Genomic DNA, 23,282 nt, shown 5'->3' on the forward strand with positions numbered 1-23,282 from the left:
ATGACTAATCGTAAGCCTTATGTTCGTGAAATGAAGCGCACGTGGTGGAAATCTAGCTCTTTCTACCGTTTTTACATGATGCGTGAAGCCACTGTATTACCTTTGATCCTATTTACTCTGTTCCTGACCTTTGGTTTGGGTAGCTTAGTAAAAGGCCCTGAAGCATGGGATACGTGGTTAGGTTTTATGGCAAACCCAATTGTTGTGGCGATTAACATCGTCGCTCTATTAGGTAGCCTATTACACGCGCAAACCTTCTTCAGCATGATGCCTCAAGTAATGCCTATTCGCATAAAAGGCAAACTTGTCGATAAGAAGATTATCGTTCTAACTCAGTGGGCCGCTGTTGCGTTCATTTCACTGATTGTTCTCATTGTGGTTTAAGGAGCTGAGTGTGTCTAACAATTATCAGGTAAATAAAAACCCAAAACGTTCAGATGAACCAGTATGGTGGGGCTTGTTTGGCGCTGGCGGTTCATGGTTTGCAATGATCACACCAGTGACTATTTTGGTTCTTGGTATCCTTGCTCCTCTGGGTATTATTGATGCTGAAGCGATGAGCTACGAACGTGTATCTGAATTTGCAACGAGCATCATCGGCGCTCTATTCATTATCGGTACTCTAGCGTTGCCAATGTGGCATGCAATGCACCGCGTACATCACGGTATGCACGATCTTAAGATTCATGCAGGTGTTGCAGGCAAAATTGCTTGTTACTTCTTTGCTGGCTTAATCTCAGCATTAGCGGTTATTTTCATCTTCATGATCTAATTCATAGATAGAAAATCAAAGAGCTCAGTCATTCGTTACTGGGCTCTTTTTTTATCCATGTTCCGGATAACTATAGGTTTCAGATAAAAAGGTACAGATAACAAAAATGTTTCAGGTAACAAAAAAGGCCACCGAAGTGACCTTTATGCTTAGCAACCTTTCTTAAAGAAGATTACTTCACACGACCAACGTATTCACCGCTACGAGTGTCAACTTTAACTACTTCGCCAATCGCAATGAATAGAGGAACACGAACAACAGCACCTGTTGCAAGCGTCGCTGGTTTACCACCAGTACCTTGAGTGTCGCCCTTTAGGCCAGGATCAGTTTCTGTTACTTCGATTTCAACAAAGTTTGGTGGAGTAACCGTGATAGGGTTATCATTCCACAATGTTAGAGTACAAACATCGTTTTCAACCAACCATTTAGTCATATCACCCACAGCTTTTACATCAGCGGCGATTTGTTCAAATGTGTCATTGTCCATAAAGTGGTAGAATTCGCCATCGTTGTATAGGTAAGCTAATTCGATATCAACAACATCAGCAAGCTCGAAGCTTTCACCTGATTTGAATGTTTTCTCTAACACTTTGCCTGACAGCAGTTTACGAAGTTTTACACGGTTAAACGCTTGGCCTTTACCTGGCTTAACGTATTCATTGTCGATAATTGAGCAAGGCTCGTTATCTAACATGAACTTTAAACCGCCTTTGAATTCATTGGTGCTTACTGTCGCCATGATTATATCTTCCACATCTTTGAGTTAATTTCAATGCCGCATATAATAACCCGAAAAGCCGAATCTGTTGAGCAAAACTGGCTCAAACAGCTATCGAATGCGATCTCAGACCCCGCAAAACTCCTAGAACAGCTAGAAATTGACCCTCTGCATTGGAAAAAAGGCTTCGAAGCGAAACATTTATTTGCTCAACGTGTGCCACAAAGCTTCATTGAGCGTATGGAAACAGGCAACCCTCACGATCCATTGCTACGCCAAGTGCTTCCTCTAAGCGAAGAGTTTGAAGTTCACCCTGGCTACTCCACAGATCCACTGGAAGAGCAAGGCAACGAAACACCAGGGTTACTGCATAAATATAAGAATCGAGCATTAATGATAGTGAAAGGCGGCTGCGCCGTTAATTGTCGCTACTGCTTCCGTCGCCATTTTCCCTATCAAGATAACAAAGGCAGCAAACAAGTTTGGCAGCAGAGCCTTAGCTATATTGCTCAGCAACCTGAGATCAATGAAATCATATTGTCAGGTGGCGATCCTCTCATGGCGAAAGATCACGAAATTGAATGGTTAGTGGCCGAAATAGAAAAGATTCCTCACGTCAAACGTCTGCGTATTCATAGTCGATTACCAGTGGTGATTCCCGCTAGAATTACTGATGAGCTATGCTCCATACTCAAACAGACATCGCTACAGACGATCCTAGTTACGCATATCAACCACGCCAACGAGATCAACGCAGAGCTAAAAGAAAGGCTCGCGAAACTCAAAGCAGCCAATGTCACTCTTCTCAACCAAGGAGTCATGCTAAAAGGTGTCAACGACTCAGCATCAGCACAAGTCAACTTAAGCAATACCCTATTTGATGCTGGTATATTGCCATACTACCTGCATGTATTAGACAAAGTTCAAGGCGCTGCTCATTTTTATATCTCAGATAATGAGGCGAAAAAAATAATGGCAGAAGTGATGGAGCAAGTGTCTGGCTACCTAGTGCCAAAGCTCACACGGGAGATAGGAGGAAGAAAAAGCAAAACACCACTCGATCTGCATTTAGAGTAAGTCGATATTTTTATCGTCACTACTAATTTTCTGATTCGATTAGCTATACTTTTCCATGCATACTCCGCAATTTAGGAGCTGACCATGCAACCCATCGTTTCAGTTTTAGATCTTGGCCCGTTTAGTTGGTCAGCTTTAATGTGTTGTGCGATAAACGGAGTACTCATTGGGGTTGAAAGACAAACTCGTGGTAAACCCGTAGGAATAAGAACATCGATACTCATTATAGCTGGCACCTACTTCTTCATGTCGATGGCGATATCTTTATCACCGAACACACTTGATCAAGCGAGAGTACTAGGCCAAATTATTACTGGCGTCGGTTTCTTAGGCGCGGGAGTAATGATGACACTCGATGGGAAAATACATGGCGTGACATCTGCCGCTATCATTTGGATGCTGGCCGCGCTTGGCATGATGATAGGTCTAGGTTACTTACAGCAATCTGTCGTGATCACTCTATTAGCGCTTTCCGTTCTTTTAGGTGTTGATAAAGCCGAGAACTCCTTTAAAAGCTTACGCCGAGGCGTACACCAAAAGTTTCGCCAAAGACCAGTACCGCCCAATAAAAAATAAACCCAACAAGCCGTAATCAAAAAAGCCCAGACACACAACGCGCGTCTGGGCTTATCTATTCGTATCAAGAAACATTTCGTATCAAGAGGCATCTGAAATTTGACTTCAAACGCCCTAATATTTCAATTACTTCGCAAAGTTAATGATAGGGAAGCACTTAAAGAAGCCATTGTCAGCACAGTTGATCAAGCCAACTTGAACGCCTTCTATTTTCGCCGTTTTATTGAAGAAGCCAAGTTGGACAGTTGATGCATCAGAGAAGTTTGCCGCACCAAAATCAACCAAAGTGTTACCTTCTGAATAGTTCACAAAACTCACGTTAGCGCCTTTCACATTATTAGTAATGTTCACAGCACCAATGTTCGCTCCCGTCATATCACCGCCCATCCAGTTAAAGAAACCCAACGACGCACCCGTCATCTCTTGGTTAACTTTAGCCGCACCAAAGAAACCTAAGTTAACACCCGTAGTTTTCTGAGTTTCCGACATACCAATTATTGCGATATCAAGGCCTTTTACTTCATCAACTTGACCATGAAGCGCTGCAACACGAACACCTTTTACACTGGTGTTTGATGGTGCATTAAAGTCATTGATTGATGAGAACATGACAGGCGCACTATCAGCAAGAGCAATAGGAGAAGCGACTGCTGCCGATACAGCAAGAACTGAAAGTAGTTTATTCATGATAAAAATCTCCACTGGCTATAGTTAGCCCTATTTATTTAAGGCTTTATTTTATATGTATTATCAATCACTAATGTTAATACCAAGTCATGATTGATCGTTGAGGTAAGTACTCAAAAACAACACTAGATGTGCAACTTACCACTTATATAACTATAGCCCTTATCATTGTAAGTGCAGACTTTTTAAACGCGCACAACAAAACCGCAAGCAATAAAAAAGCCGAAGGCATGAACCTTCGGCTTTCGAATCAAGACAGGAAGTCTGTCGGCTTACATCATGCCGCCCATTCCACCCATACCGCCCATGCCACCCATATCAGGCATTGCAGCAGCAGAATCTTGAGGCTTATCTGTTACCATCGCTTCTGTTGTGATCATAAGACCCGCAACTGATGCTGCGAACTGAAGTGCAGAGCGCGTTACTTTAGTTGGGTCAAGAATACCCATTGCGATCATATCACCGTATTCGCCCGTTGCCGCGTTGTAACCGTAGTTACCTTCGCCAGCGCGAACGTTGTTAGCAACAACAGAGTCTTCTTCGCCTGCATTCTTAGTGATTTGGCGGATAGGAGATTCCATCGCACGAAGTGCTACGCGGATACCCACATTTTGCTCTTCGTTATCACCAACAAGGTCAGCAACTTTAGATGCAGCGCGGATAAGTGCAACACCACCACCTGCAACCACACCTTCTTCAACCGCTGCGCGAGTTGCGTGAAGTGCATCTTCTACGCGGTCTTTCTTCTCTTTCATCTCAACTTCAGTTGCTGCGCCAACTTTGATTACTGCAACACCGCCAGCTAGTTTCGCTACGCGCTCTTGAAGTTTCTCTTTGTCGTAGTCTGACGTTGCATCTTCAACTTGTTGACGAATTTGAGCAACGCGACCTTGGATCATCACTTCTTCACCAGCGCCATCAATGATCGTTGATGTCTCTTTAGTGATAGAGATACGTTTTGCTTGACCAAGATCTTCTAGCGTTACTTTTTCAAGATCTAGACCGATCTCTTCAGAAATAACCGTACCACCAGTAAGAATAGCGATATCTTGAAGCATTGCTTTACGACGGTCACCGAAACCAGGCGCTTTAACAGCAGCCACTTTCACGATGCCACGCATGTTGTTCACAACAAGAGTTGCAAGCGCTTCGCCTTCTACATCTTCAGCAAGAATAAGAAGTGGACGAGACGCTTTTGCTACTGCTTCTAGTGTTGGAAGTAGTTCACGGATGTTCGATACTTTCTTATCAATAAGAAGAACGAATGGACTTTCTAGATCAACACTGCCCGCTTCTTGGTTATTGATGAAGTAAGGAGATAGGTAACCACGGTCGAACTGCATACCTTCAACAACGTCTAGCTCATCTTGTAGAGCTTGACCTTCTTCAACAGTGATAACGCCATCACGGCCTACTTTTTCCATTGCTTCAGCAATCAGGTTGCCCACAGTAGAATCAGAGTTAGCAGAGATAGTACCTACTTGTGCGATAGCTTTAGTATCTTCACATGGCACAGATAGCTCTTTTAGTGCTTCAACAGCAGCAACAACTGCTTTATCGATACCGCGCTTAAGATCCATTGGGTTCATGCCAGCAGCAACCGCTTTTAGGCCTTCAGCAATGATTGATTGTGCAAGTACTGTTGCAGTTGTTGTTCCGTCACCCGCCGCGTCATTCGCTTGCGAAGCCACTTCTTTAACCATTTGTGCGCCCATGTTTTGGAACTTATCTTCAAGTTCAATTTCACGAGCAACAGAAACACCATCTTTAGTAATGGTTGGAGCACCAAATGATTTGTCTAGTACAACGTTACGGCCTTTAGGACCTAATGTTACTTTTACCGCGTCAGCCAGAACGTTTACACCTTCTAGCATTTTGATTCGTGCGTCGTTACCAAATTTAACGTCTTTAGCAGCCATCTTTATTTTCCTTTTTAAATCTGTTTTTATCTAATTAGTAGAATTCGAAAAACGAATTACTCAACGAGTGCTGGTTATTCAACAATAGCCATGATGTCGTTTTCAGACATGATCAACACTTCTTTGCCGTCGATTTTTTCAGATTTAGTGCTGTAGCCTTCTGCAAAAATAACGCTATCACCAACTTTAACATCCAGTGGTTGAACTGAGCCATTTTCTAAAATGCGGCCTTTGCCTACCGCTAGAATAATACCGCGAGTTGATTTCTCAACAGCAGCACCAGTTAGCACGATGCCACCAGCAGATTTTGATTCAACTTCTTGGCGTTCAACGATTACGCGATCGTGTAAAGGACGAATGTTCATTGGTCGTCTCTCCTGATTGAGGTTAATTTGATGAATGTCGATTTGTCGACTAGTGAATATTAAGTGGGGTGCGATCCCTGATAACCCAAGGGGTCAGCAATTAAAAAGTGTGATTAATATAACGAAATAGATCAAAGTTTTAATCGTATTGAATAAGGAATCCACGCAAGAGAGATTTTCAACTCTTCCTGCCGACTTCGAGGGGGAATAGATAAGAGCTTGATGAGTGTTTAAATAAGCGCGGTGCATTCTATAATCTCCACTTTGTATCCTGTATCCTACTCAGTTCCCAGAGACACGTTTTCATAACGCTCATTTTTTCACAACGCTAGTTGTCATAAAGCTAATTGTCATAAAGCTAATTGTCATAAAACTAATAGCCATAGAGCTAATTGTCTTAAAACTTATAGCTACGAGCTAACTGGCTACAGAGCGGATTTCCATAGAGTAAAGGTTATTCATGCAAGATAAGCACGGCTTACTGACCGCCCCTATCACCAATGTGCTGCGCCAAATGACCATCCCGATGATTTTCGGCTTGGTGGCGATCTTGATGTTTAACTTAGTGGATACTTTCTTTATCTCATTACTCGGTACTCAAGCGCTCGCGGCAATCAGTTTTACTTTTCCCGTCACGTTTGGTGTGAACTGCATCACCATGGGTATCGGGATTGGGTTATCGACAAGCATTGGTCGTCTACTTGGACAGGGCGATGCACACTCTGCGGCTCGATTTACTAGCCACGGTTTATTACTTGCGGTGTTACTTGTCGCGCTAACGTCTACGCTCGGTTTTTTCACCATTGAACCTCTGTTCTTAATGCTTGGTGCAGAGCAAGAGCTGATCCCTTTGATTGAGCAATATATGCAGGTTTGGTATCTCACCATCCCATTGCTAGTGATCCCGATGGCGGGCAATAGCGCCATTCGTGCCACTGGAGATACTAAAACCCCTGCCAAAATCATGATGCTCGCTGGACTTATCAACGGAATTCTCGACCCATTGCTTATTTTTGGTTATGGCCCATTCCCTGAACTTGGGATTCAAGGTGCAGCGATTGCAAGTGCTTTCAGTTGGTTTGGAGCGTTAGGGGGATCATTCTATGTTCTGATTCTGCGTGAAAAACTACTGGCTCCCCCTCGCTTATCAACTATGTTCAATGATTGGAAGTTAATCCTAAAAGTCGGCACGCCTGCGGCTCTATCGAGTGCAATGAATCCTCTTTGTGGTGCTATCTTGATGATGCTGCTTGCGAGTCATGGTACGGCTGCTGTCGCGGCTTATGGCGCAGCACAACGAATTGAATCTATCTTAATTATCGTATTAATGGCGCTCACTTCCGCCCTCACCCCTTTTATGGCTCAAAATCTAGGGGCCAAGAAACCACAACGTAGTTTCAATGCTCTTTTCCTGAGTATGCGTTTTTCAATTGTTTTCCAACTGATCATTTTTGTCATGATGGTGCCGCTTAGCATTCCACTTTCCGCTCTGTTTTCTCAAGAGCAAAGCGTGAGAGATTTACTGTGGCACTACCTTTTAGTCGTGCCTTTTAGCTACGGTTTTCAGGGGATTTTGATGATGTTAGTGAGCGGGTTAAATGCGATGCATCAACCGATGAAAGCATTTCGTTGGAGCTTCATGCGTCTGTTTGTATTCACTCTACCAACCGCATGGGTCGGGAGTTTACTCTACGGTATTGAAGGCTTATTTATAGGTATCGCTCTGGGGAATGTACTTGGTGGCGTTTGCGGTTATCTCTATGCATTGAAGCTAAGAAGAGAGGAGCATGGTATCGAGACTCATCACGCTTAATGTCACTGTAGGGTGTCGAGATAGAGTTTCAGTATCGGGTTTTGATATAGAGTCATAGGCAGCCGTATTGATGTTAGTGGCGACTCTTTAATAAAAGATAAACAACGCTACCACTAACATCAAACAAGAAGAGGCTCGAAACAGACCGTCTAGATACCATCCCCACCCGTAAAGCTTTGTGATTTACCGTTAAACTGCTGGTCCATATCGAGCGAAGGCTTACTGCTCTTAGGTTTACCCACAATCTTAGCCGGAACACCCGCAACCGTTGTATGTGCAGGAACCGCTTGAAGTACAACCGAGCATGAGCCAATTTTCGCCCCTTCTCCCACTTCGATGTTACCTAGAATTTTAGCCCCAGCACCAATCATGACGCCTTCGCGAATTTTAGGATGACGATCACCGCACTCTTTACCCGTACCACCTAGCGTCACGTCTTGCAGGATAGACACATCATTTTCAACCACTGCAGTTTCGCCTATCACAATGCCTGTCGCGTGATCGAGCATGATCCCACGGCCAATACGCGCAGCAGGGTGAATATCAACTTGGCACGCGACCGAGATCTGATTTTGCAGATAAGTTGCAAGAGCAATTCGACCCTGTTTCCATAACCAATTCGCAACGCGATAGCCTTGTAGCGCGTGATAACCCTTCAAGTACAACAGTGGCATTGAATACATTGCTACAGCAGGATCTCGCGTAACAGTCGCACAAATATCACAAGCTGCGGACTCCATGATCTTCGGGTCTTGCTCAAAAGCTTGTTCAACCACTTCACGAACCGCCATTGCAGGCATAGACGCGGTTTTTAGCTTATTCGCCAAAATATAGCTCAATGCAGAGGCAAGGCTATCGTGATTAATAATCGTTGCATGGTAGAAGCTTGCTAACATCGGCTCTTGTTCCGACTGTTCACGCGCTTCGCGTACGATTGATTTCCATACTTTCTGTTTTTCGCAATGTTTCATGAATCGGTTCCAGTCGTCCGTGTTTTAAGCTCTAGCTCACTCATTTCACCATAGGGAGCTTTTCGCTCCCTTTAGCTATTCTTTTCTGTTTTTATGCTTCTGATTTTTTATCTCGCGCTAACAGATCTTGAGCAGCAAGATGTGCATCTTTACCTTGATACAATACTTGATAAATTTGGTCAACAATTGGCATCTCAACACCCATGCGATTTGCCAACATCCACACCTCTTTGGTATTGCGATAGCCTTCCACCACCTGACCAATTTCTTGTTGTGCGGTATCGACATCTTTACCCGAACCTAGCGCTAGCCCAAAGCGGCGGTTACGCGATTGGTTATCGGTACAAGTGAGCACCAAGTCGCCTAATCCAGCCATACCCATAAAGGTTTCAGGTTGCGCTCCTAATGCAGCGCCTAAACGACACATTTCAGCCAGACCACGCGTGATCAGCGCTGTACGAGCATTAGCACCAAAACCAATACCATCGGACATGCCAGCACCAATAGCGATTACGTTTTTCACGGCTCCGCCTAACTGCATTCCCGTAAAGTCGCTGTTCGCGTATACACGGAAGGTTTTACTACAGTGGATTTTCTCTTGGAGGTCAGCGACAAATTGTTCATCTGGAGAGGCCACTGAAATCGCCGTTGGCATTCCCATCGCCAACTCTTTCGCAAACGTTGGGCCAGACAGTACCGCTAATGAGTAGCCATCACCGACCGCATCATGCGCCACTTCTTTAAGCAAGCGACCCGTTTCAGGTTCAAGCCCTTTGGTTGCCCAACAGATACGAGTATCGCTGCGCAAGTGAGGCTTCAAGCTGTTAAGTACAATGCCAAAAACGTGGCTCGGCACGACAATCAAAAGATCTCGGCTAGCTTGTACCGCTTTTTCTAAATCCGATTCAACAATCAGTGTTTCAGGGAAATCGATTCCTGGTAAGAATTCATGGTTGGCACGATCCGCTTCAAGTTGCGCCATGTGGCTCTCTTCATGTCCCCAAATGACAACATTTGCCCCATTACGCGCCAAAGAGATCGCCAGCGATGTTCCATAAGAACCAGCACCAATCACGGTCATCGCAATCTCTTTACCATAAACGTCATGACCAGATGCTTTTGCGTTTTGCTGGTCTAGCGTATTTTGAGCATTCTGTTTTTGAGAATTCGGTTTTTGAGAATTAGAGTCTTGAGAGTCTGTCATTGTTTCACCTGATTATTGGTCGCTACGTTCAGCGTTATTTATTGGCTAGTATAAATAAAAAATGCACATCGCTCTAATGATCTCAATAAATCATTGTTGCTCTGTGCATTTAAAAAGCTTTCAAGAGAAGATTATTGCAACATTACATCGCGACTCTAACCTTCTCTGATGTCTGGTCTCAATTATGCTTCAGGTTGAGCTTCAGCTTGTTGAGCTTGGTTTTGTAGGTAGTTCATGAACAATGCATCGAAGTTAACTGGAGCAAGGTTCAATTGTGGGAACGTACCTTTAACCACTAGGCTAGAGATTGTTTCACGAGCATATGGGAATAGGATGTTCGGGCAGAAAGCGCCTAGGCAATGTGCAAGTTGTCCAGCTTCCATTTCACCAGCAGTGAAGATACCACCTTGTTGAACTTCACATAAGAATGCTGTTTCTTCTTCATTCTTAACCGTTACCGTTAAACGTAGAATGACTTCGTAAACGCCTTCACCTAGCTCACGGCTTTGAGTGTCAAGATCTAGCTTAACATCTGGGTTCCACTCTTTTTGGAACATGTTTGGTGAGTTAGGCGCTTCAAATGAAACGTCTTTTAGGAAGATACGTTGGATTGCAAATTGTTGTTGTGCTTCTTGAGGTGCTGCTTCAGCCATTTTCTTAATCCTTAAAATACTTACTCAAAATAGAGAATCTGTTGGTGTGTCTGCCTTTAAGCGAATAAAAAGAGACTACCCGAGCTCCATTACAATGACTAGATTAAGCCTCCATTACGTGGAAAGCATCACAACTCTTAGGGATAAGTGCCGAGATTTTGCCCAGTCATTGCATAAATAAAACCAATTAATAGAGCGAACTATTTTTTACCACGTATTAGTGGCATGTTTGCTTCGCTCCAACCTGCTAAACCATTTTGCAGCAAGTTAACATTTTCAAAACCTGCTTTTGCCATAAGGTTTGCACTTTCGACAGCCGTTTGGCCTGTCTTGCATACAACAATGATTGGGTCAGCTTTATGGTTTTCAAGGCTACCAAAGTTACCCGCTTTGATATCAGACGGTAAAATGTGAACTGCGTCCGTAATATGCCCTTTCTTGAACTCATCTTTAGTACGGATATCCACAACCACACCATTTTCACGGTTCATCAGTTGTGTGGTTTCCGCTGAGTTGATCTCTTTGTATGCTGCTGTCGTTGATTTCACAATATTCATGATCACTGCAACAACCAAACCAATCCACGCAATTGCTAGGATCATATTCTCTTGAAAAAATGCTACGTATTCTTGCATATCTGCACTCTACAATATCGGGCTAAAAAGTTAGACAGGGAGTATAGCGAGGTTATAAGCGCGAAGCGAGAGAGGAAAATATTTCTAAGCAATAATTGAGATCTGTTGTAAATGATTATTCGTATCGGCAGAACTCATCGAAAAGAACAACATCGCCTTTAAACCTTCTTGATATCTATCTTGCATCCATCCAGTTGAATTGTGGTACTTATCTCTGAGTTCAAAAGAAAAAATGACAATATATGAAAGCGAGTAACGATAAACTGCGAACATTATTTGATCTTAGCCTACAGTTTCCACTACAAACTGTAGTAAAATTACGCTAATTTATTTCTTAAAATTACTTTGAATTGAACGAGGTCAGTCCTATGTCAGCTAAGAAGCCAATGGCTCTAGTGATCCTTGACGGTTACGGTTACCGTGAAGACAACCAAGACAACGCAATCGCAAATGCAAAAACACCTGTACTTGACGGTCTAATGGCAAGCCAGCCTAACACTCTCATCTCAGCTTCTGGCTTAGATGTAGGTCTACCTGATGGTCAAATGGGTAACTCTGAAGTTGGTCACACTAACATCGGTGCTGGTCGCGTTGTTTATCAAGATCTTACTCGTATCACTAAATCTATCTCAGATGGCGAGTTCCAACAAAACGAAACGCTAGTTAACGCTATCGACAAAGCCGTTAAAGCAGACAAAGCGGTTCACATCATGGGTCTTATGTCTCCTGGTGGCGTTCACTCTCATGAAGATCACATCTATGCAGCAGTAGAAGCAGCAGCAGAGCGTGGCGCAGAGAAAATCTACCTACACTGCTTCCTAGACGGACGTGATACTCCACCGCGCAGCGCAGAAAACTCACTGCAACGCTTCCAAGATCTATTCGCTAAATTAGGTAAAGGCCGTGTGGCTTCTCTAATTGGCCGTTACTACGCAATGGATCGTGATAACAACTGGGATCGCGTACAAAAATCTTACGAGCTACTTACTGAAGCAAAAGCAGAATTCACTTTTAATTCAGCGGTTGCAGGCCTTGAAGCCGCATACGCTCGTGAAGAGAACGATGAGTTCGTACAAGCAACTGAAATCAAAGCAGAAGGCGAAGCATCAGCAGCAATCGTTGAAGGCGATGCGGTTATCTTCATGAACTACCGTGCTGACCGTGCGCGTGAAATCACTCGTGCATTCGTTCCTGATTTCGATGGTTTCGCTCGTAACGTATTCCCAGCAATCGACTTTGTTATGCTGACTCAATACGCTGCAAACATCCCTCTACTTTGCGCATTCCCACCAGCATCACTAGAAAACACTTACGGTGAGTGGTTGTCTAAAGAAGGTAAAACTCAGCTACGTATTTCTGAAACTGAAAAATACGCACACGTAACTTTCTTCTTCAACGGCGGTAAAGAAGACGAATTTGAAGGCGAAGAGCGTCAACTTGTGGCTTCTCCAAAAGTCGCGACTTACGACCTACAACCTGAGATGAGTGCTCCTGAGCTAACAGAAAAATTGGTTGCAGCAATTAAGGGCGGCAAATACGACGCTATCGTTTGTAACTTCCCTAACTGTGACATGGTTGGCCACACTGGCGTATACGATGCAGCAGTTCAAGCGATGGAAGCTCTGGATGAGTGCATCGGTAAAGTGGTTGCTGCAATTAATGAAGTGGATGGCCAAATGCTAATCACGGCTGACCACGGTAATGCTGAAATGATGGTTAACCCAGAAACAGGCGGCGTTCACACTGCGCACACTAACTTGCCAGTTCCGCTAATCTACGTGGGTAACAAAGATCTAGAATTTAAAGAAGGCGGTAAGCTTTCTGACCTAGCTCCAACGATGCTTGCACTATCTGGTTTAGAAATCCCTGCTGAAATGTCTGGTGACGTTCTAACTAAATAATCGTTCAAACTAAAATAATTAAAGAGACTTATTCTTTTAAGGCTTTTTAATCGCAAAACAGAGCGTCCGTATTTCTACGGGCGCTTTTTTTTGCGCCATTTTTCCACCAGTGCGTCGTTCGGTGTTTACATCCTCAGCAAGTACGATGAGTGATAAAACACAGGCTGAGATTCGCTCTTAGTGAGTTCTGTGGGTATACTTGCGATATACATGGATAGGGGCATTTAACGAAAATGAAGACACGCGATAAAATTGTGTTCGCAGCACTAGATCTTTTTAATGAAAATGGTGAACGTAATATCACGACCAACCACATTGCGGCGCACATCGAGATCAGCCCTGGGAACCTTTACTACCACTTTAATAACAAACAAGAGATAGTGCGTGAGATTTTTGCTCTCTACTCCGCTGAGTTATTGGAGCGTTTTACCCCAATCGAAGGCCAAAAAGAGACGCTAGTGTTGCTGCGTAGCTACCTCGATTCAATTTTCACCTTAATGTGGAAATACCGCTTCTTCTACGCAAACCTGCCTGAAATTCTCTCTCGTGATGAAAAACTGCATGAAGAGTACATCGAAGTACAGGACAAGTTACAAGCGAACCTTGTCAGCATCACAAGAGCATTTGTTGAAATCGAACTGCTTTCCGTCAGTGAAGAAGAGATAAAACCATTAGTGACAACGCTGCATTTAATTGCCTCAAGTTGGCTTGGTTATCAATCTGCGATGTCGCCAAAAATTCAAATTACAGAATCCGTTGTACATCAAGGCATGCTACAAATGATTACCGTGATGAAGCCTAAAGCAACCGCGAAAGGGTTTGAGCAATTACAGCTATTAGAAGATGGCGTAAAAGTCATGAATGCTTAATTGATCCTTTAAATGATGAGTGATTGTGAGTAACAATCACTTTTCTCACCGCTTCTGACTCCTTCTACCTTATAACACATCCGTATTTTCCTCTTACCGCCTATCTTGCATAAGATAGAGGCTGATAAATTCAATCAGAAATGGAGCTTCATGAACTACGATATCTTCAATGGTGATGCCGACGGTATTATTGCTCTGCTACAGTTACGCCTCGCTACCCCTCAAACCGCAACCTTGATCACAGGTGTAAAGCGCGACATTAATTTACTCGCTCAGTTACCCACGACGAGTGGCGAAGATAGCGTGACGGTCTTAGATATTTCGATGGTAAAAAACAGCAAAGCACTGCATCAATTAATCGATTCAGGCGCTGATGTTTTTTATGCTGATCACCACCAATCTGGGGAGATTCCTCAAGCAGACAACCTAGATGCACACATCGATCTGGCTCCGAACACATGCACAGGTTTGATTGTCGATAAGCTGTTAAATGGAAAATACCATGCATGGGCCATTACGGCGGCGTATGGGGATAACTTACTTTCTATTGCCGACGCATTAGCCGATACCGCTGGGTTTGATGCATTAAAAAAATCACAATTGAAAGAGCTTGGCACTTTAATTAACTACAACGGTTATGGTGAGCAGTTAGAAGATCTACACTTTCATCCCGCCGATTTATATCAATCTCTGCTCCAGTATTCATCACCATTTGCAGTCATAGACGATCATCACTCCCCTTTTTATGTTTTACAACATGCGTATCAAGAGGATATAAAAACGATTTGTTCTTTAGACCCCTTCTACCAGTCTTCTATTTTATCGGTATTTTCACTGCCAAACACGGCAACCTCTAGACGCATCAGTGGCGTATTTGGAAACCAGCTCGCCAATGAAAGCCCGAACTCCGCTCATGCGGTACTAACAGAAAACAGTGATGGCAGTTTTAAAGTTTCATTACGAGCACCGTTAAATAATAAGCGGAAGGCTGGCGAGATTTGTAGTCAATTCCCAACGGGGGGAGGAAGAGAAGCGGCGGCAGGCATAAACGCTTTACCCGCGAAAGATGTCACACGTTTTATTGAAGCGGTCACCGCTTGTTATCAATAGATACCGCGCAATAAATAGTGAAATGAACCGCTAATATCGAAGATCAATTAGCGGTTACTATGTAAAGGGTGCTATTTCACCAACCAACGCTTAGGGTTTTGTGCTTGGCTATTACGACGAATTTCAAAGTAAAGCGAAGATCGAGATTGTCCACCAGTATCCCCTGCAAGGGCGATCGTTTCTCCAGCGGCGACTTTATCTCCCTCTTTTTTTAGTAACGCTTTATTGTAACCATAGAGCGTCATATCACCTTTGCCATGATCCAGCAGCACCACCAGTCCGTACCCACGTAAATACTCAGCAAAAACGACAGTACCAGAATAGACCGACTTAACCGCCTGACCCGATTTGGCACTGATCACAATCCCTTTCCAGTTAATTTGCCCTGTCTGCTTCGTCCCAAAATTGTGTAGAACTCTACCTTTCAATGGCCAAGGTAAGCGCCCTTTTTTCTTTGCCAGCCCGTCCATCGGGATTGAGTTTCGTTTGGCTGCTGCGGCGATTTCAGCTTTCAAGCGCGTCTCATTACGCTGCAACTCCGCTAAGTAGTTCTTATCTCCCGAAATACTTCTTTTGATACTTCCAACAGTACTTTTACGCTTGGACTGCGTTTTCGTGAGTTGATCGCGTTTTTTCGTTTGCTGCTTAAGCAGTGTCGCTATCTGATCTTTTTCTAAATTGAGCTGATGTTGACTTTTAATCAGTTGCTCACTGGTGTGATTTAGCGCGGTGATGGTTTCAGAACGAGCACGAGCAAGATGTTGGAAGTATTGGCTGATCCTATCCTCTTCCACTCCATTATTCAGAATGCTCGTCGATGCTTTTGCTCTTTCAGTGACATAATAAGCTTGAATTAACTGCTCCAATTTAGCGGTTTGTTGTTTCTTCTGAGTTTCTAGAGTTTGAATCTTCTTCTTCAAATTCTTGATGTTCGCATCAGACGTTGCCAGGTGCTTGCGAGTCTGCTTAATCTCTTTCTCTAAATTAACAATACTCAGCTCTTGGTTCTTTAGCGATTTTTGCAGTTTATCTAATTGATTTTGCTGAGAGGTGAGTGTTTTTTTCTGACGAGATATTTCACTTTTCACACCGCTTAATTGATTCGAGTCGGCGGCAAATGCAAGCGAACTCAACGTCGTTGCAAGTACGAGAAGTAGTGGCAATAGTGCTGCATAAATACGGTTCATCAAAGATAGAGAAGGCATGCAGCCATTTGATTGAGAAAGCATCATCCGTTTGGTATATCCAAATACAACAAAAGAGTAGCCAACGAGTATACGTTAAGTTCTGAAAGACGAGAAATCACAAGGTAATGCTTTGAGATATTTAGCAAAACAAATAGAAAAAGAGAGAACAAAAGACCAAGCAGCAGGAACTCCAATCAACAGATACAAAAAAACCGCTGACTGTGCAGCGGCTTATATTGCATTAAATTGAACTAAACCTTAGAACAACTCTTCAGCAACTTTGAACAGGTCATTACGCACTGGACGCTTCATATTCTCAATAGCGTCGATGATATCGTGGTGAACCAATTCTTCTTTTTGGATACCAACACAACGACCACCTTCACCTTCCATAAGAAGATGTACCGCAAAATTACCCATGCGAGAAGCAAGAACACGGTCAAATGCCGTTGGACGACCACCACGTTGAATGTGACCAAGAACCGTTGCACGAGTTTCACGACCTGTTGCCGCTTCAATCTCTTTTGCTAGTTCGTTTGCGTCCATCATCAATTCAGTAAGGGCAATAATAGCGTGCTTCTTACCTTTTTCGATTCCCGCAAGAATGCTTTTGATCAACGCTTCTTTGTCTAAACCATTTTCTGGTGTGATGATGTATTCACAACCACCAGCAATCGCTGAAGTCAGAGTCAAATCACCACAGTGGCGACCCATGATTTCAACAATAGAGATACGTTGGTGAGATGAAGATGTATCACGTAGACGGTCAATCGCATCGATAACAGTGTTCAACGCCGTTAGGTAGCCGATAGTGTAATCCGTACCAGCGATATCATTATCGATAGTGCCAGGAAGACCGATACAAGGATAACCCATTTCAGTTAGTTTCTTCGCTCCCATGTAAGAGCCGTCACCACCAATAACCACAAGTGCTTCGATACCGTGTTTTTTAAGGTTTTCGATGCCTTTTTCACGTACTTCTACATTTTTGAATTCAGGGAAGCGAGCAGAACCTAAGAAAGTACCACCACGGTTAATCACATCAGAAACACTTGAACGGTCAAGTTTCTCAATGCGGTCTTCAACAAGACCTAAATAGCCATCATAAATACCGTAAACTTCAATGCCAACGGATAGTGCAGTACGAACTACGCCACGAACTGCAGCATTCATACCTGGTGCGTCGCCGCCACTTGTTAAAACACCGATCTTCTTAATCATGCTCACCCTCGATTATTGGGAATCTATTATTAATTTTAGTGTGAGCCGCATGTAATTTGCCACTCACTAAATCTGTTATTTTGTGCGCTATGTTACATTTACCAAACAGGAATACCACTCAAATCGCACTAAATTATGTAATTTATCTACTTATGTAAGAGTATTACAGTTTTACTCATTTACTTTGTTGATTCATATCAGAATCACTTTGTTTTCTTTATATTGCAGAAAAGATAGTCAATGGCTACAAATTTGTCTTCTTTTCTTATATAAAAATCATCACCAATCTTGAGTCTTCTGCTCTTTTTCACTGCCAAACACCACGGAATATGGATCTTGATGAATTAATACATCAGCTTCTGGGAAAAGGTGTATTAGCTTTGCTTCAACGAGATCAGAAATGCGATGCGCTTCAATAAGCACGATCTCATCTCCAAGCTCTAAGTGCAGTTGAATAAAACGAACTGGACCAGACATACGTGTGCGAACTTGGTGTACACCTAAAACCCCATCAATCGAAATAGAAGCCTGCTTTATCTGTTCGATCTCCTCTTCTGGTAATTGGCGATCCAGTAGAGATTGCACCGCTTCATTGGCCATTTGAAATGCACTATAGAGAATATAAAACCCAATACCGACAGCAAATACCGAGTCCGCTTGACCAATACCAAACCAACTTAACCCTAGCGCAATCATAATCGCCGCATTCATATAGAGGTCAGTTTGATAATGTAAAGAATCCGCAGCAATGGCTTGGCTACCGGTTTTCTGCACCACGTGTTTTTGAAAACGAACCAGTCCAAACGTCATGATAATGGCAAAGAAACTGACATAAATACCGTACTCGGGTGAGTTCAGTTCGTGCGGCCTAAAGAAACGCTCCACACCATTGAGGATCAAGAAACAAGCCGAACCAGAAATAAACATCGCTTGAGCCAGCGCCGCTAATGATTCGGCTTTACCATGACCAAAAGTATGCTCTTTATCTGCTGGCTGAAGGGAGTATCGAACCACAATTAAGTTGACGACCGAGGCTGCAATATCAAGCAGCGAATCGATCACTGAAGCCAATAAGCTTACCGATCCTGTCATCCACCACGCCACCATTTTTACAATCAATAATAGCGAAGCAATTGTCGTTGCAGCCCAAGCTGCCATAGTAACCAAACGTGCGTATTCTTGTTTCATAATGCCAATAATGAGTGTGAAGTGAACAAAGTATAACCTGCAAATCGATGCTTGAATATATATCCAAAAAAGCGAACGCTGAAAAAACTAAGTTGTGTAGCTGTAAAGTTGTATAGCAGTAAAGTTGTATGGCAATAACAGCATCACTGACAGAAAATCAGAGCGTTAGAGTGGCACCCATTCGCGAGCCCAAACAGCAGACACAAAAAAAGCGACGCTAAGCCGCTTTTTTATCATGAATGTATGACGCTATTAATACGAAATACCGTATTAATTATTTTTCATGCGCTTTTCCATTTTAGCTGAACACTCTTGCATTCTCTCTTGCTGAAGCTCCTGCACTTTTGCTTTTTGCTCAGCCGTTAATACGCTGAACATCTCATGCTTTTTCTTCATCATTTGTACACGACGCTCAGATTGTTGCTCAACCATCTCTTTCGCAAGATCGTTAGCCGCCGCTTCATCAAAGTTATCCGCCAGCACAAGAGCTTGAACCTTCGCATGATGCGCTTGCATTTCAGCACGTTTCTCTGCGTACTTACCTTTCATTTCTTTACGCCCAGCTTCACGCATCTCTTTTAGTTGATCGCGCTGCTCATCCGTTAAATCCAATTGGCGCATCATGCCTTTATCGAATCCACCACATTTACCGTCAGGACCTTTATGGTGACCTTTACCACCACCGAATGCGAATGCACTTGCGGTACCAAGAGTAAGTGGAAGAACAACAGCGGCTAAAATTATTTTCTTTGCATTTTTCATAATAGATACCTTCATCAATGATTCGTTGGCGTGCTGTCTTCACAGCGGTTGAGTATAGAATAGAACCTTCGATGTAAAGTGGCGTATAGAGAGCGTAAAGAATCGTAAAGACTGTTAATCGGCTAAGGTTTAACAGTAATATAAATAGGTAATCACCTGGATAAAGGCAAAGCAATGGCACATATTCTTCTCATCGACGACGATACTGAACTCACCAGTCTACTAAAAGACATTTTGAGCTTTGAAGGTTTTACGGTCTCAGAAGCAAACGATGGTGAAGCAGGGCTTGACGCTATCACAGATGACATCGATTTAATTCTTCTTGATGTGATGATGCCAAAGCTTAATGGAATGGAGACTCTTAAGCGCCTGCGCACTCAGTGGGAAACTCCTGTACTCATGCTAACCGCTAAAGGGGAAGAGATCGACCGCGTGATAGGCTTAGAGCTTGGGGCGGATGATTACCTACCAAAACCATTTAGTGACCGCGAATTACTGGCGCGTATTAAAGCTATTTTACGCCGCACACAAACAGCACCAAATACCAAAAACAGTGATGGTATTGAATATCAAGATATCCACGTTTACCCAGGAAAACAGGAAGCTTACTGTAAAGGTGAATTGATCGATTTAACCACCACCGAATTCTCATTATTGGCTCACTTCATTCAAAACCCGGGAACGACGTTAACCAAAGAGGCCTTAAGCTTAGATGTGCTAGGCAAACGTCTGGCCGCTTTTGATCGCGCTATTGATATGCATGTCTCTAATTTGCGCAAGAAACTCCCAGAGCGAGCGGATGGAAAACCTCGAATCAAAACATTGCGTGGACGCGGCTACTTGTTGGTGGAGGAAGGGTAATGCGCGTACCTAAAATCACCAGCTTATACGGGCGTATCTTTGCCATTTTCTGGCTCACGATGTTACTCGTTCTTCTGGCCGTGTTAACCCTGCCCCATTTAGATCCTCGTGTGGCTCGCGATGTTCCCCCTGATCATTTAAGTCGCTTATTCTCCATCCAAAAGAATACCGAGGCTCGCTTTCAAAATAACGATAATCTCACCTCTATTATATACAGCTTAGAGAAGAGCGATCATCGCAGCGGTAAAGCACGCTTTTTCATTACAGATTTAGAAGGCAACATTCTCACGATCAGAAAGCATAAGGATTTTAAATTCAAGGCAGTGCAGAACTTTATCTCCAGTATTGATGACAATAGCCAACCGAAACAGAAACTGTATGGCCGATATATGCTGGCAGGCCCAATTCCTATTACTTTAGCGAATCAAGAACTGCAGATGTTTGTCGGGGTCAAGTGGGATCGGCCTCCACCGTTTCTATTGCGACTGTTTGATAAACCCTTTCAATTGCTGTTTGCCGTCATGATCGTCAGTACCCCACTCTTATTATGGTTAGCATGGGCATTAAGCCAGCCTGCTCGTAAATTAGAAAAAGCCGCCCAGCGAGTCGCCAAAGGTGAATTTGTGGCTGATCCTGAATTAGAAAAAGGGACGTCAGAATTTAGGCAAGCGGGCGCAAGCTTCAACCAGATGGTACTGGCGGTGAATCAAATGATGTCAGGGCAACAACGACTGCTGTCTGATATCTCCCACGAATTGCGTTCCCCACTTACGCGTTTGAGAATGGCTAACGCATTGGCGACACGTAAACAGGGGGAAAGCTCAGAACTAGAACGAATCGATACGGAAGCGCAGCGACTTGAGCAGATGATCGGTGAGCTATTAGCACTATCTCGAATGCAAGTCGACAGCCACCTTGCTAGGGAGATCCAGCCACTTTCAAGCTTATGGGAAGCGATCCTTGTCGATGCTCAATTTGAAGCTGAACAGATGGATAAAACGTTAACTTACAGCGCCATTCCTGAAAGACACATCTCAGGTAGCCCTAAGCTATTAATGAGTGCGGTAGAGAACATTATCCGTAATGCCATTTGCTATGGGAAAACCACGGTTAATGTGGCGATGAGTGTCGATAAAGAGTGTTTGACCATATGTGTTGAAGATGATGGAAACGGTGTGCCCGAAGGTGAACTCAAAGAGATTTTCCGACCGTTCTACCGCGTGTCAACCGCCAGAGATCGTCATTCAGGAGGAACCGGATTAGGTTTAGCAATTACTGAGAACGCGATCAGGCAACATAGTGGGACGATTCAAGCGAGCAAAAGCGCTCTCGGTGGATTAAAAGTCCAAATTGAACTTCCACTGCAAGAATAAATCGGCTGTATTTCCGACTATAGCCGTCTTATACTCCTTGCCTATCTTATTTATATCGTGGACTCATATGTTTGATATCGCTCTTTACGAACCTGAAATCGCGCCAAATACTGGCAATATAATTCGTCTTTGTGCCAACTGCGGAGCAAACTTGCATTTAATCGAGCCGCTAGGATTTGATTTAGAAGAGAAGAAAGTTCGCCGTGCAGGGTTGGATTATCATGATCTCGCACGAGTGAAGCGTCATAAAAACTTAGAAGCCTTTCTAGAGTATTTACAGAATGAGCGTGAAGGTGATTTCCGAATCTTTGCCTGTACAACGAAGACAACGGGTCATCACGTGGATGCCTCTTTCCAAGCGGGAGATGTATTGATGTTTGGGCCAGAGACTCGCGGCCTACCTGCTGAATATATTGAAAGCTTACCAATAGAACAGCGAATTCGTATTCCAATGATGCCAGATAGCCGCAGTTTAAACCTGTCTAACGCCGTGGCTATTATTGCGTTTGAAGCTTGGCGACAAATGGGCTTTAACGGCGCGGTTTAATCGAACCTAATTCATTCTCATGCAGATCGCGTCAAAGACGTCATCCATTTTTCGTGAATGATCAGACAAATCGCTGAAAGCAAAAAGCAAAAAAGGATTGAGCATCACGCATCAATCCTTTTTTATTATCGGTAATCTTAGTAGAGACGACTATTTCAAGCGTTTGCCTTCATCGTCTTCTCTTTTTTCAAACTCACCTTCGAAGGTATTACCATCATCTCTTTGTTGTGAATTGAACGGATCGCGATGAAAAGGGTCTTGCTCAAATGGGTTATGCCCACTTTGATTTGCATCTCCTCCCATCGGGCCTGAGCCAAATGAACCGGCGTTAAATCCACCCGACATGTTATTCACCAACATTTTGCTCATTAGCTGTTTTGCAATCATAGCTCGTGGCGCAGGCAGTAATACCAACATACCAAATGCATCCGTCATAAAGCCTGGCGTTAAGAGCAACACACCTGCTACGGCAAGCATAACACCTTCAAGAATCTGTTGAGCTGGCATTTCACCTTGCTGCAAACGGCCTTGAACCGACATCAGGGTTTGAATACCTTGGCTACGAACCAGAGAAGCGCCCGCAAATGCAGTGATCAAAACCAAGGCGATAGTTGGCCATAAACCAAGGAAGCCACCCACTTGGATAAATAAGCCAATTTCAATGATTGGCACAAATATAAATAGTAAAAGTAAAATCGGAAACACAAGTCCTCCTTTGGTTTTCTTCAGTGTATGCCGAAACCCCTTACAAGCTCAAATTTATCCTGTAAAAAAGCTTATCAAAACGAAGTCAACGAACTTTGCAAAAGAATGACAAAACAAAAGCAGAAAAGGTGATCTAGTTACTATTTTTATGCGCACAGTACAGTATTA

24 protein-coding genes are annotated in these 23,282 nt (G+C 43.5%); 11 read left to right on the forward strand and 13 right to left on the reverse strand.

Annotated features, from left to right (window positions below):
* Complete coding sequence (frdC, locus tag F0249_RS14665; RefSeq protein ID WP_017053385.1) at positions 1 to 384, forward strand: fumarate reductase subunit FrdC; 384 nt, start codon at positions 1 to 3, stop codon at positions 382 to 384.
* Positions 385 to 394: 10 nt separating this feature from the next.
* Positions 395 to 772 carry a fumarate reductase subunit FrdD gene (frdD, locus tag F0249_RS14670; RefSeq protein ID WP_017053384.1) on the forward strand — a complete coding sequence of 126 codons (378 nt, stop codon included), beginning with the start codon at positions 395 to 397 and terminating at the stop codon, positions 770 to 772.
* Between the two features lie 172 nt (positions 773 to 944).
* Here the strand turns inward: frdD and efp are convergent, their stop codons facing one another.
* Positions 945 to 1,511: an elongation factor P gene (gene efp, locus F0249_RS14675; protein WP_017053383.1), complete on the reverse strand. Its 567-nt coding sequence runs from the start codon at positions 1,509 to 1,511 to the stop codon at positions 945 to 947.
* A gap of 33 nt (positions 1,512 to 1,544) precedes the next feature.
* Here efp and epmB point away from each other — a divergent pair, with 33 nt between their 5' ends.
* Both epmB and F0249_RS14685 read left to right on the forward strand, forming a co-directional pair.
* The gene (epmB, locus tag F0249_RS14680; protein ID WP_017053382.1) at positions 1,545 to 2,567 is read left to right on the forward strand and encodes an EF-P beta-lysylation protein EpmB; all 1,023 of its coding nucleotides are present in this window, start codon (positions 1,545 to 1,547) and stop codon (positions 2,565 to 2,567) included.
* An 84-nt stretch (positions 2,568 to 2,651) separates the two neighbouring features.
* Positions 2,652 to 3,143, forward strand: a complete 492-nt coding sequence (locus F0249_RS14685; protein ID WP_113798996.1) for an MgtC/SapB family protein — start codon at positions 2,652 to 2,654, stop codon at positions 3,141 to 3,143.
* Positions 3,144 to 3,269: 126 nt separating this feature from the next.
* Here the strand turns inward: F0249_RS14685 and F0249_RS14690 are convergent, their stop codons facing one another.
* The 3 genes from F0249_RS14690 to F0249_RS14700 all read right to left on the reverse strand — a co-directional run bounded on the left by F0249_RS14690 (position 3,270) and on the right by F0249_RS14700 (position 6,114).
* Positions 3,270 to 3,830, reverse strand: a complete 561-nt coding sequence (locus F0249_RS14690) for a hypothetical protein (protein WP_017053380.1) — start codon at positions 3,828 to 3,830, stop codon at positions 3,270 to 3,272.
* Positions 3,831 to 4,102: 272 nt separating this feature from the next.
* On the reverse strand, positions 4,103 to 5,749 hold the full coding sequence (groL, locus tag F0249_RS14695; RefSeq protein WP_017053379.1) for a chaperonin GroEL: 1,647 nt from the start codon (positions 5,747 to 5,749) through the stop codon (positions 4,103 to 4,105).
* Between the two features lie 74 nt (positions 5,750 to 5,823).
* On the reverse strand, positions 5,824 to 6,114 hold the full coding sequence (locus tag F0249_RS14700; protein WP_017053378.1) for a co-chaperone GroES: 291 nt from the start codon (positions 6,112 to 6,114) through the stop codon (positions 5,824 to 5,826).
* A 460-nt stretch (positions 6,115 to 6,574) separates the two neighbouring features.
* Here F0249_RS14700 and F0249_RS14705 point away from each other — a divergent pair, with 460 nt between their 5' ends.
* On the forward strand, positions 6,575 to 7,927 hold the full coding sequence (locus tag F0249_RS14705) for an MATE family efflux transporter (protein ID WP_136995685.1): 1,353 nt from the start codon (positions 6,575 to 6,577) through the stop codon (positions 7,925 to 7,927).
* 149 nt (positions 7,928 to 8,076) lie between these two features.
* Here the strand turns inward: F0249_RS14705 and cysE are convergent, their stop codons facing one another.
* From cysE to F0249_RS14725, 4 genes are all read right to left on the reverse strand, one after another.
* Entirely contained in the window at positions 8,077 to 8,898 is an 822-nt protein-coding gene (cysE, locus tag F0249_RS14710) for a serine O-acetyltransferase (protein ID WP_017053376.1), read from the reverse strand.
* A gap of 91 nt (positions 8,899 to 8,989) precedes the next feature.
* A complete protein-coding gene (gene gpsA / locus F0249_RS14715) occupies positions 8,990 to 9,979 on the reverse strand; it encodes an NAD(P)H-dependent glycerol-3-phosphate dehydrogenase (protein WP_084654928.1) in 990 nt (329 codons plus the stop codon).
* A 305-nt stretch (positions 9,980 to 10,284) separates the two neighbouring features.
* Entirely contained in the window at positions 10,285 to 10,755 is a 471-nt protein-coding gene (secB, locus tag F0249_RS14720) for a protein-export chaperone SecB (protein WP_017053374.1), read from the reverse strand.
* 200 nt (positions 10,756 to 10,955) lie between these two features.
* On the reverse strand, positions 10,956 to 11,390 hold the full coding sequence (locus F0249_RS14725) for a rhodanese-like domain-containing protein (RefSeq protein WP_136995684.1): 435 nt from the start codon (positions 11,388 to 11,390) through the stop codon (positions 10,956 to 10,958).
* 368 nt (positions 11,391 to 11,758) lie between these two features.
* Between F0249_RS14725 and gpmM the strand changes: the two genes are divergently transcribed.
* From gpmM to F0249_RS14740, 3 genes are all read left to right on the forward strand, one after another.
* Complete coding sequence (gpmM, locus tag F0249_RS14730) at positions 11,759 to 13,291, forward strand: 2,3-bisphosphoglycerate-independent phosphoglycerate mutase (protein ID WP_171757074.1); 1,533 nt, start codon at positions 11,759 to 11,761, stop codon at positions 13,289 to 13,291.
* Between the two features lie 233 nt (positions 13,292 to 13,524).
* Positions 13,525 to 14,160, forward strand: a complete 636-nt coding sequence (locus tag F0249_RS14735) for a TetR/AcrR family transcriptional regulator (RefSeq protein WP_113795430.1) — start codon at positions 13,525 to 13,527, stop codon at positions 14,158 to 14,160.
* A gap of 150 nt (positions 14,161 to 14,310) precedes the next feature.
* Positions 14,311 to 15,270 (forward strand): DHH family phosphoesterase, encoded by a 960-nt coding sequence (locus tag F0249_RS14740; RefSeq protein ID WP_171757075.1) that lies wholly within the window; start codon positions 14,311 to 14,313, stop codon positions 15,268 to 15,270.
* 71 nt (positions 15,271 to 15,341) lie between these two features.
* Here F0249_RS14740 and F0249_RS14745 read toward each other — a convergent pair whose 3' ends face one another.
* The 4 genes from F0249_RS14745 to F0249_RS14760 form a co-directional block, all read right to left on the reverse strand.
* The gene (locus tag F0249_RS14745) at positions 15,342 to 16,457 is read right to left on the reverse strand and encodes a murein hydrolase activator EnvC (RefSeq protein ID WP_301337557.1); all 1,116 of its coding nucleotides are present in this window, start codon (positions 16,455 to 16,457) and stop codon (positions 15,342 to 15,344) included.
* 258 nt (positions 16,458 to 16,715) lie between these two features.
* Positions 16,716 to 17,678 carry a 6-phosphofructokinase gene (gene pfkA / locus F0249_RS14750; protein WP_017053368.1) on the reverse strand — a complete coding sequence of 321 codons (963 nt, stop codon included), beginning with the start codon at positions 17,676 to 17,678 and terminating at the stop codon, positions 16,716 to 16,718.
* A gap of 279 nt (positions 17,679 to 17,957) precedes the next feature.
* Positions 17,958 to 18,866, reverse strand: coding sequence for a CDF family cation-efflux transporter FieF (gene fieF / locus F0249_RS14755; RefSeq protein WP_113795426.1), 909 nt, complete (start codon positions 18,864 to 18,866; stop codon positions 17,958 to 17,960).
* Positions 18,867 to 19,136: 270 nt separating this feature from the next.
* The gene (locus F0249_RS14760; protein ID WP_017053366.1) at positions 19,137 to 19,628 is read right to left on the reverse strand and encodes a CpxP family protein; all 492 of its coding nucleotides are present in this window, start codon (positions 19,626 to 19,628) and stop codon (positions 19,137 to 19,139) included.
* 174 nt (positions 19,629 to 19,802) lie between these two features.
* Between F0249_RS14760 and F0249_RS14765 the strand changes: the two genes are divergently transcribed.
* The 3 genes from F0249_RS14765 (at position 19,803) to trmL (ending at position 22,409) form a co-directional block, all read left to right on the forward strand.
* Positions 19,803 to 20,489 (forward strand): response regulator, encoded by a 687-nt coding sequence (locus F0249_RS14765; RefSeq protein ID WP_113795425.1) that lies wholly within the window; start codon positions 19,803 to 19,805, stop codon positions 20,487 to 20,489.
* Positions 20,489 to 21,862, forward strand: a complete 1,374-nt coding sequence (cpxA, locus tag F0249_RS14770; RefSeq protein ID WP_136995678.1) for an envelope stress sensor histidine kinase CpxA — start codon at positions 20,489 to 20,491, stop codon at positions 21,860 to 21,862. The genes F0249_RS14765 and cpxA overlap by 1 nt, the downstream gene beginning before the upstream one ends.
* A gap of 67 nt (positions 21,863 to 21,929) precedes the next feature.
* On the forward strand, positions 21,930 to 22,409 hold the full coding sequence (gene trmL / locus F0249_RS14775) for a tRNA (uridine(34)/cytosine(34)/5-carboxymethylaminomethyluridine(34)-2'-O)-methyltransferase TrmL (protein ID WP_113795424.1): 480 nt from the start codon (positions 21,930 to 21,932) through the stop codon (positions 22,407 to 22,409).
* Positions 22,410 to 22,559: 150 nt separating this feature from the next.
* Here trmL and F0249_RS14780 read toward each other — a convergent pair whose 3' ends face one another.
* Positions 22,560 to 23,114, reverse strand: coding sequence for an FxsA family protein (locus tag F0249_RS14780; protein WP_171757077.1), 555 nt, complete (start codon positions 23,112 to 23,114; stop codon positions 22,560 to 22,562).
* Between the last annotated feature and the right edge of the window lie 168 nt (positions 23,115 to 23,282).

Source organism: Vibrio sp. 03-59-1 (assembly GCF_013114135.1).
GTDB lineage: Bacteria > Pseudomonadota > Gammaproteobacteria > Enterobacterales > Vibrionaceae > Vibrio > Vibrio cortegadensis.

What these genes read in the sequence shown, in the direction of transcription:
- frdC (WP_017053385.1), top strand. Translation starts at nt 1, where the DNA reads ATGACTAATCGTAAGCCTTATGTTCGTGAAATGAAGCGCACGTGGTGG.
- efp (WP_017053383.1), bottom strand. Translation starts at nt 1,511, where the DNA reads ATGGCGACAGTAAGCACCAATGAATTCAAAGGCGGTTTAAAGTTCATG.
- epmB (WP_017053382.1), top strand. Translation starts at nt 1,545, where the DNA reads ATGCCGCATATAATAACCCGAAAAGCCGAATCTGTTGAGCAAAACTGG.
- F0249_RS14685 (WP_113798996.1), top strand. Translation starts at nt 2,652, where the DNA reads ATGCAACCCATCGTTTCAGTTTTAGATCTTGGCCCGTTTAGTTGGTCA.
- F0249_RS14690 (WP_017053380.1), bottom strand. Translation starts at nt 3,830, where the DNA reads ATGAATAAACTACTTTCAGTTCTTGCTGTATCGGCAGCAGTCGCTTCT.
- groL (WP_017053379.1), bottom strand. Translation starts at nt 5,749, where the DNA reads ATGGCTGCTAAAGACGTTAAATTTGGTAACGACGCACGAATCAAAATG.
- F0249_RS14700 (WP_017053378.1), bottom strand. Translation starts at nt 6,114, where the DNA reads ATGAACATTCGTCCTTTACACGATCGCGTAATCGTTGAACGCCAAGAA.
- F0249_RS14705 (WP_136995685.1), top strand. Translation starts at nt 6,575, where the DNA reads ATGCAAGATAAGCACGGCTTACTGACCGCCCCTATCACCAATGTGCTG.
- cysE (WP_017053376.1), bottom strand. Translation starts at nt 8,898, where the DNA reads ATGAAACATTGCGAAAAACAGAAAGTATGGAAATCAATCGTACGCGAA.
- gpsA (WP_084654928.1), bottom strand. Translation starts at nt 9,979, where the DNA reads ATGACCGTGATTGGTGCTGGTTCTTATGGAACATCGCTGGCGATCTCT.
- secB (WP_017053374.1), bottom strand. Translation starts at nt 10,755, where the DNA reads ATGGCTGAAGCAGCACCTCAAGAAGCACAACAACAATTTGCAATCCAA.
- F0249_RS14725 (WP_136995684.1), bottom strand. Translation starts at nt 11,390, where the DNA reads ATGCAAGAATACGTAGCATTTTTTCAAGAGAATATGATCCTAGCAATT.
- gpmM (WP_171757074.1), top strand. Translation starts at nt 11,759, where the DNA reads ATGTCAGCTAAGAAGCCAATGGCTCTAGTGATCCTTGACGGTTACGGT.
- F0249_RS14735 (WP_113795430.1), top strand. Translation starts at nt 13,525, where the DNA reads ATGAAGACACGCGATAAAATTGTGTTCGCAGCACTAGATCTTTTTAAT.
- F0249_RS14740 (WP_171757075.1), top strand. Translation starts at nt 14,311, where the DNA reads ATGAACTACGATATCTTCAATGGTGATGCCGACGGTATTATTGCTCTG.
- F0249_RS14745 (WP_301337557.1), bottom strand. Translation starts at nt 16,457, where the DNA reads ATGAACCGTATTTATGCAGCACTATTGCCACTACTTCTCGTACTTGCA.
- pfkA (WP_017053368.1), bottom strand. Translation starts at nt 17,678, where the DNA reads ATGATTAAGAAGATCGGTGTTTTAACAAGTGGCGGCGACGCACCAGGT.
- fieF (WP_113795426.1), bottom strand. Translation starts at nt 18,866, where the DNA reads ATGAAACAAGAATACGCACGTTTGGTTACTATGGCAGCTTGGGCTGCA.
- F0249_RS14760 (WP_017053366.1), bottom strand. Translation starts at nt 19,628, where the DNA reads ATGAAAAATGCAAAGAAAATAATTTTAGCCGCTGTTGTTCTTCCACTT.
- F0249_RS14765 (WP_113795425.1), top strand. Translation starts at nt 19,803, where the DNA reads ATGGCACATATTCTTCTCATCGACGACGATACTGAACTCACCAGTCTA.
- cpxA (WP_136995678.1), top strand. Translation starts at nt 20,489, where the DNA reads ATGCGCGTACCTAAAATCACCAGCTTATACGGGCGTATCTTTGCCATT.
- trmL (WP_113795424.1), top strand. Translation starts at nt 21,930, where the DNA reads ATGTTTGATATCGCTCTTTACGAACCTGAAATCGCGCCAAATACTGGC.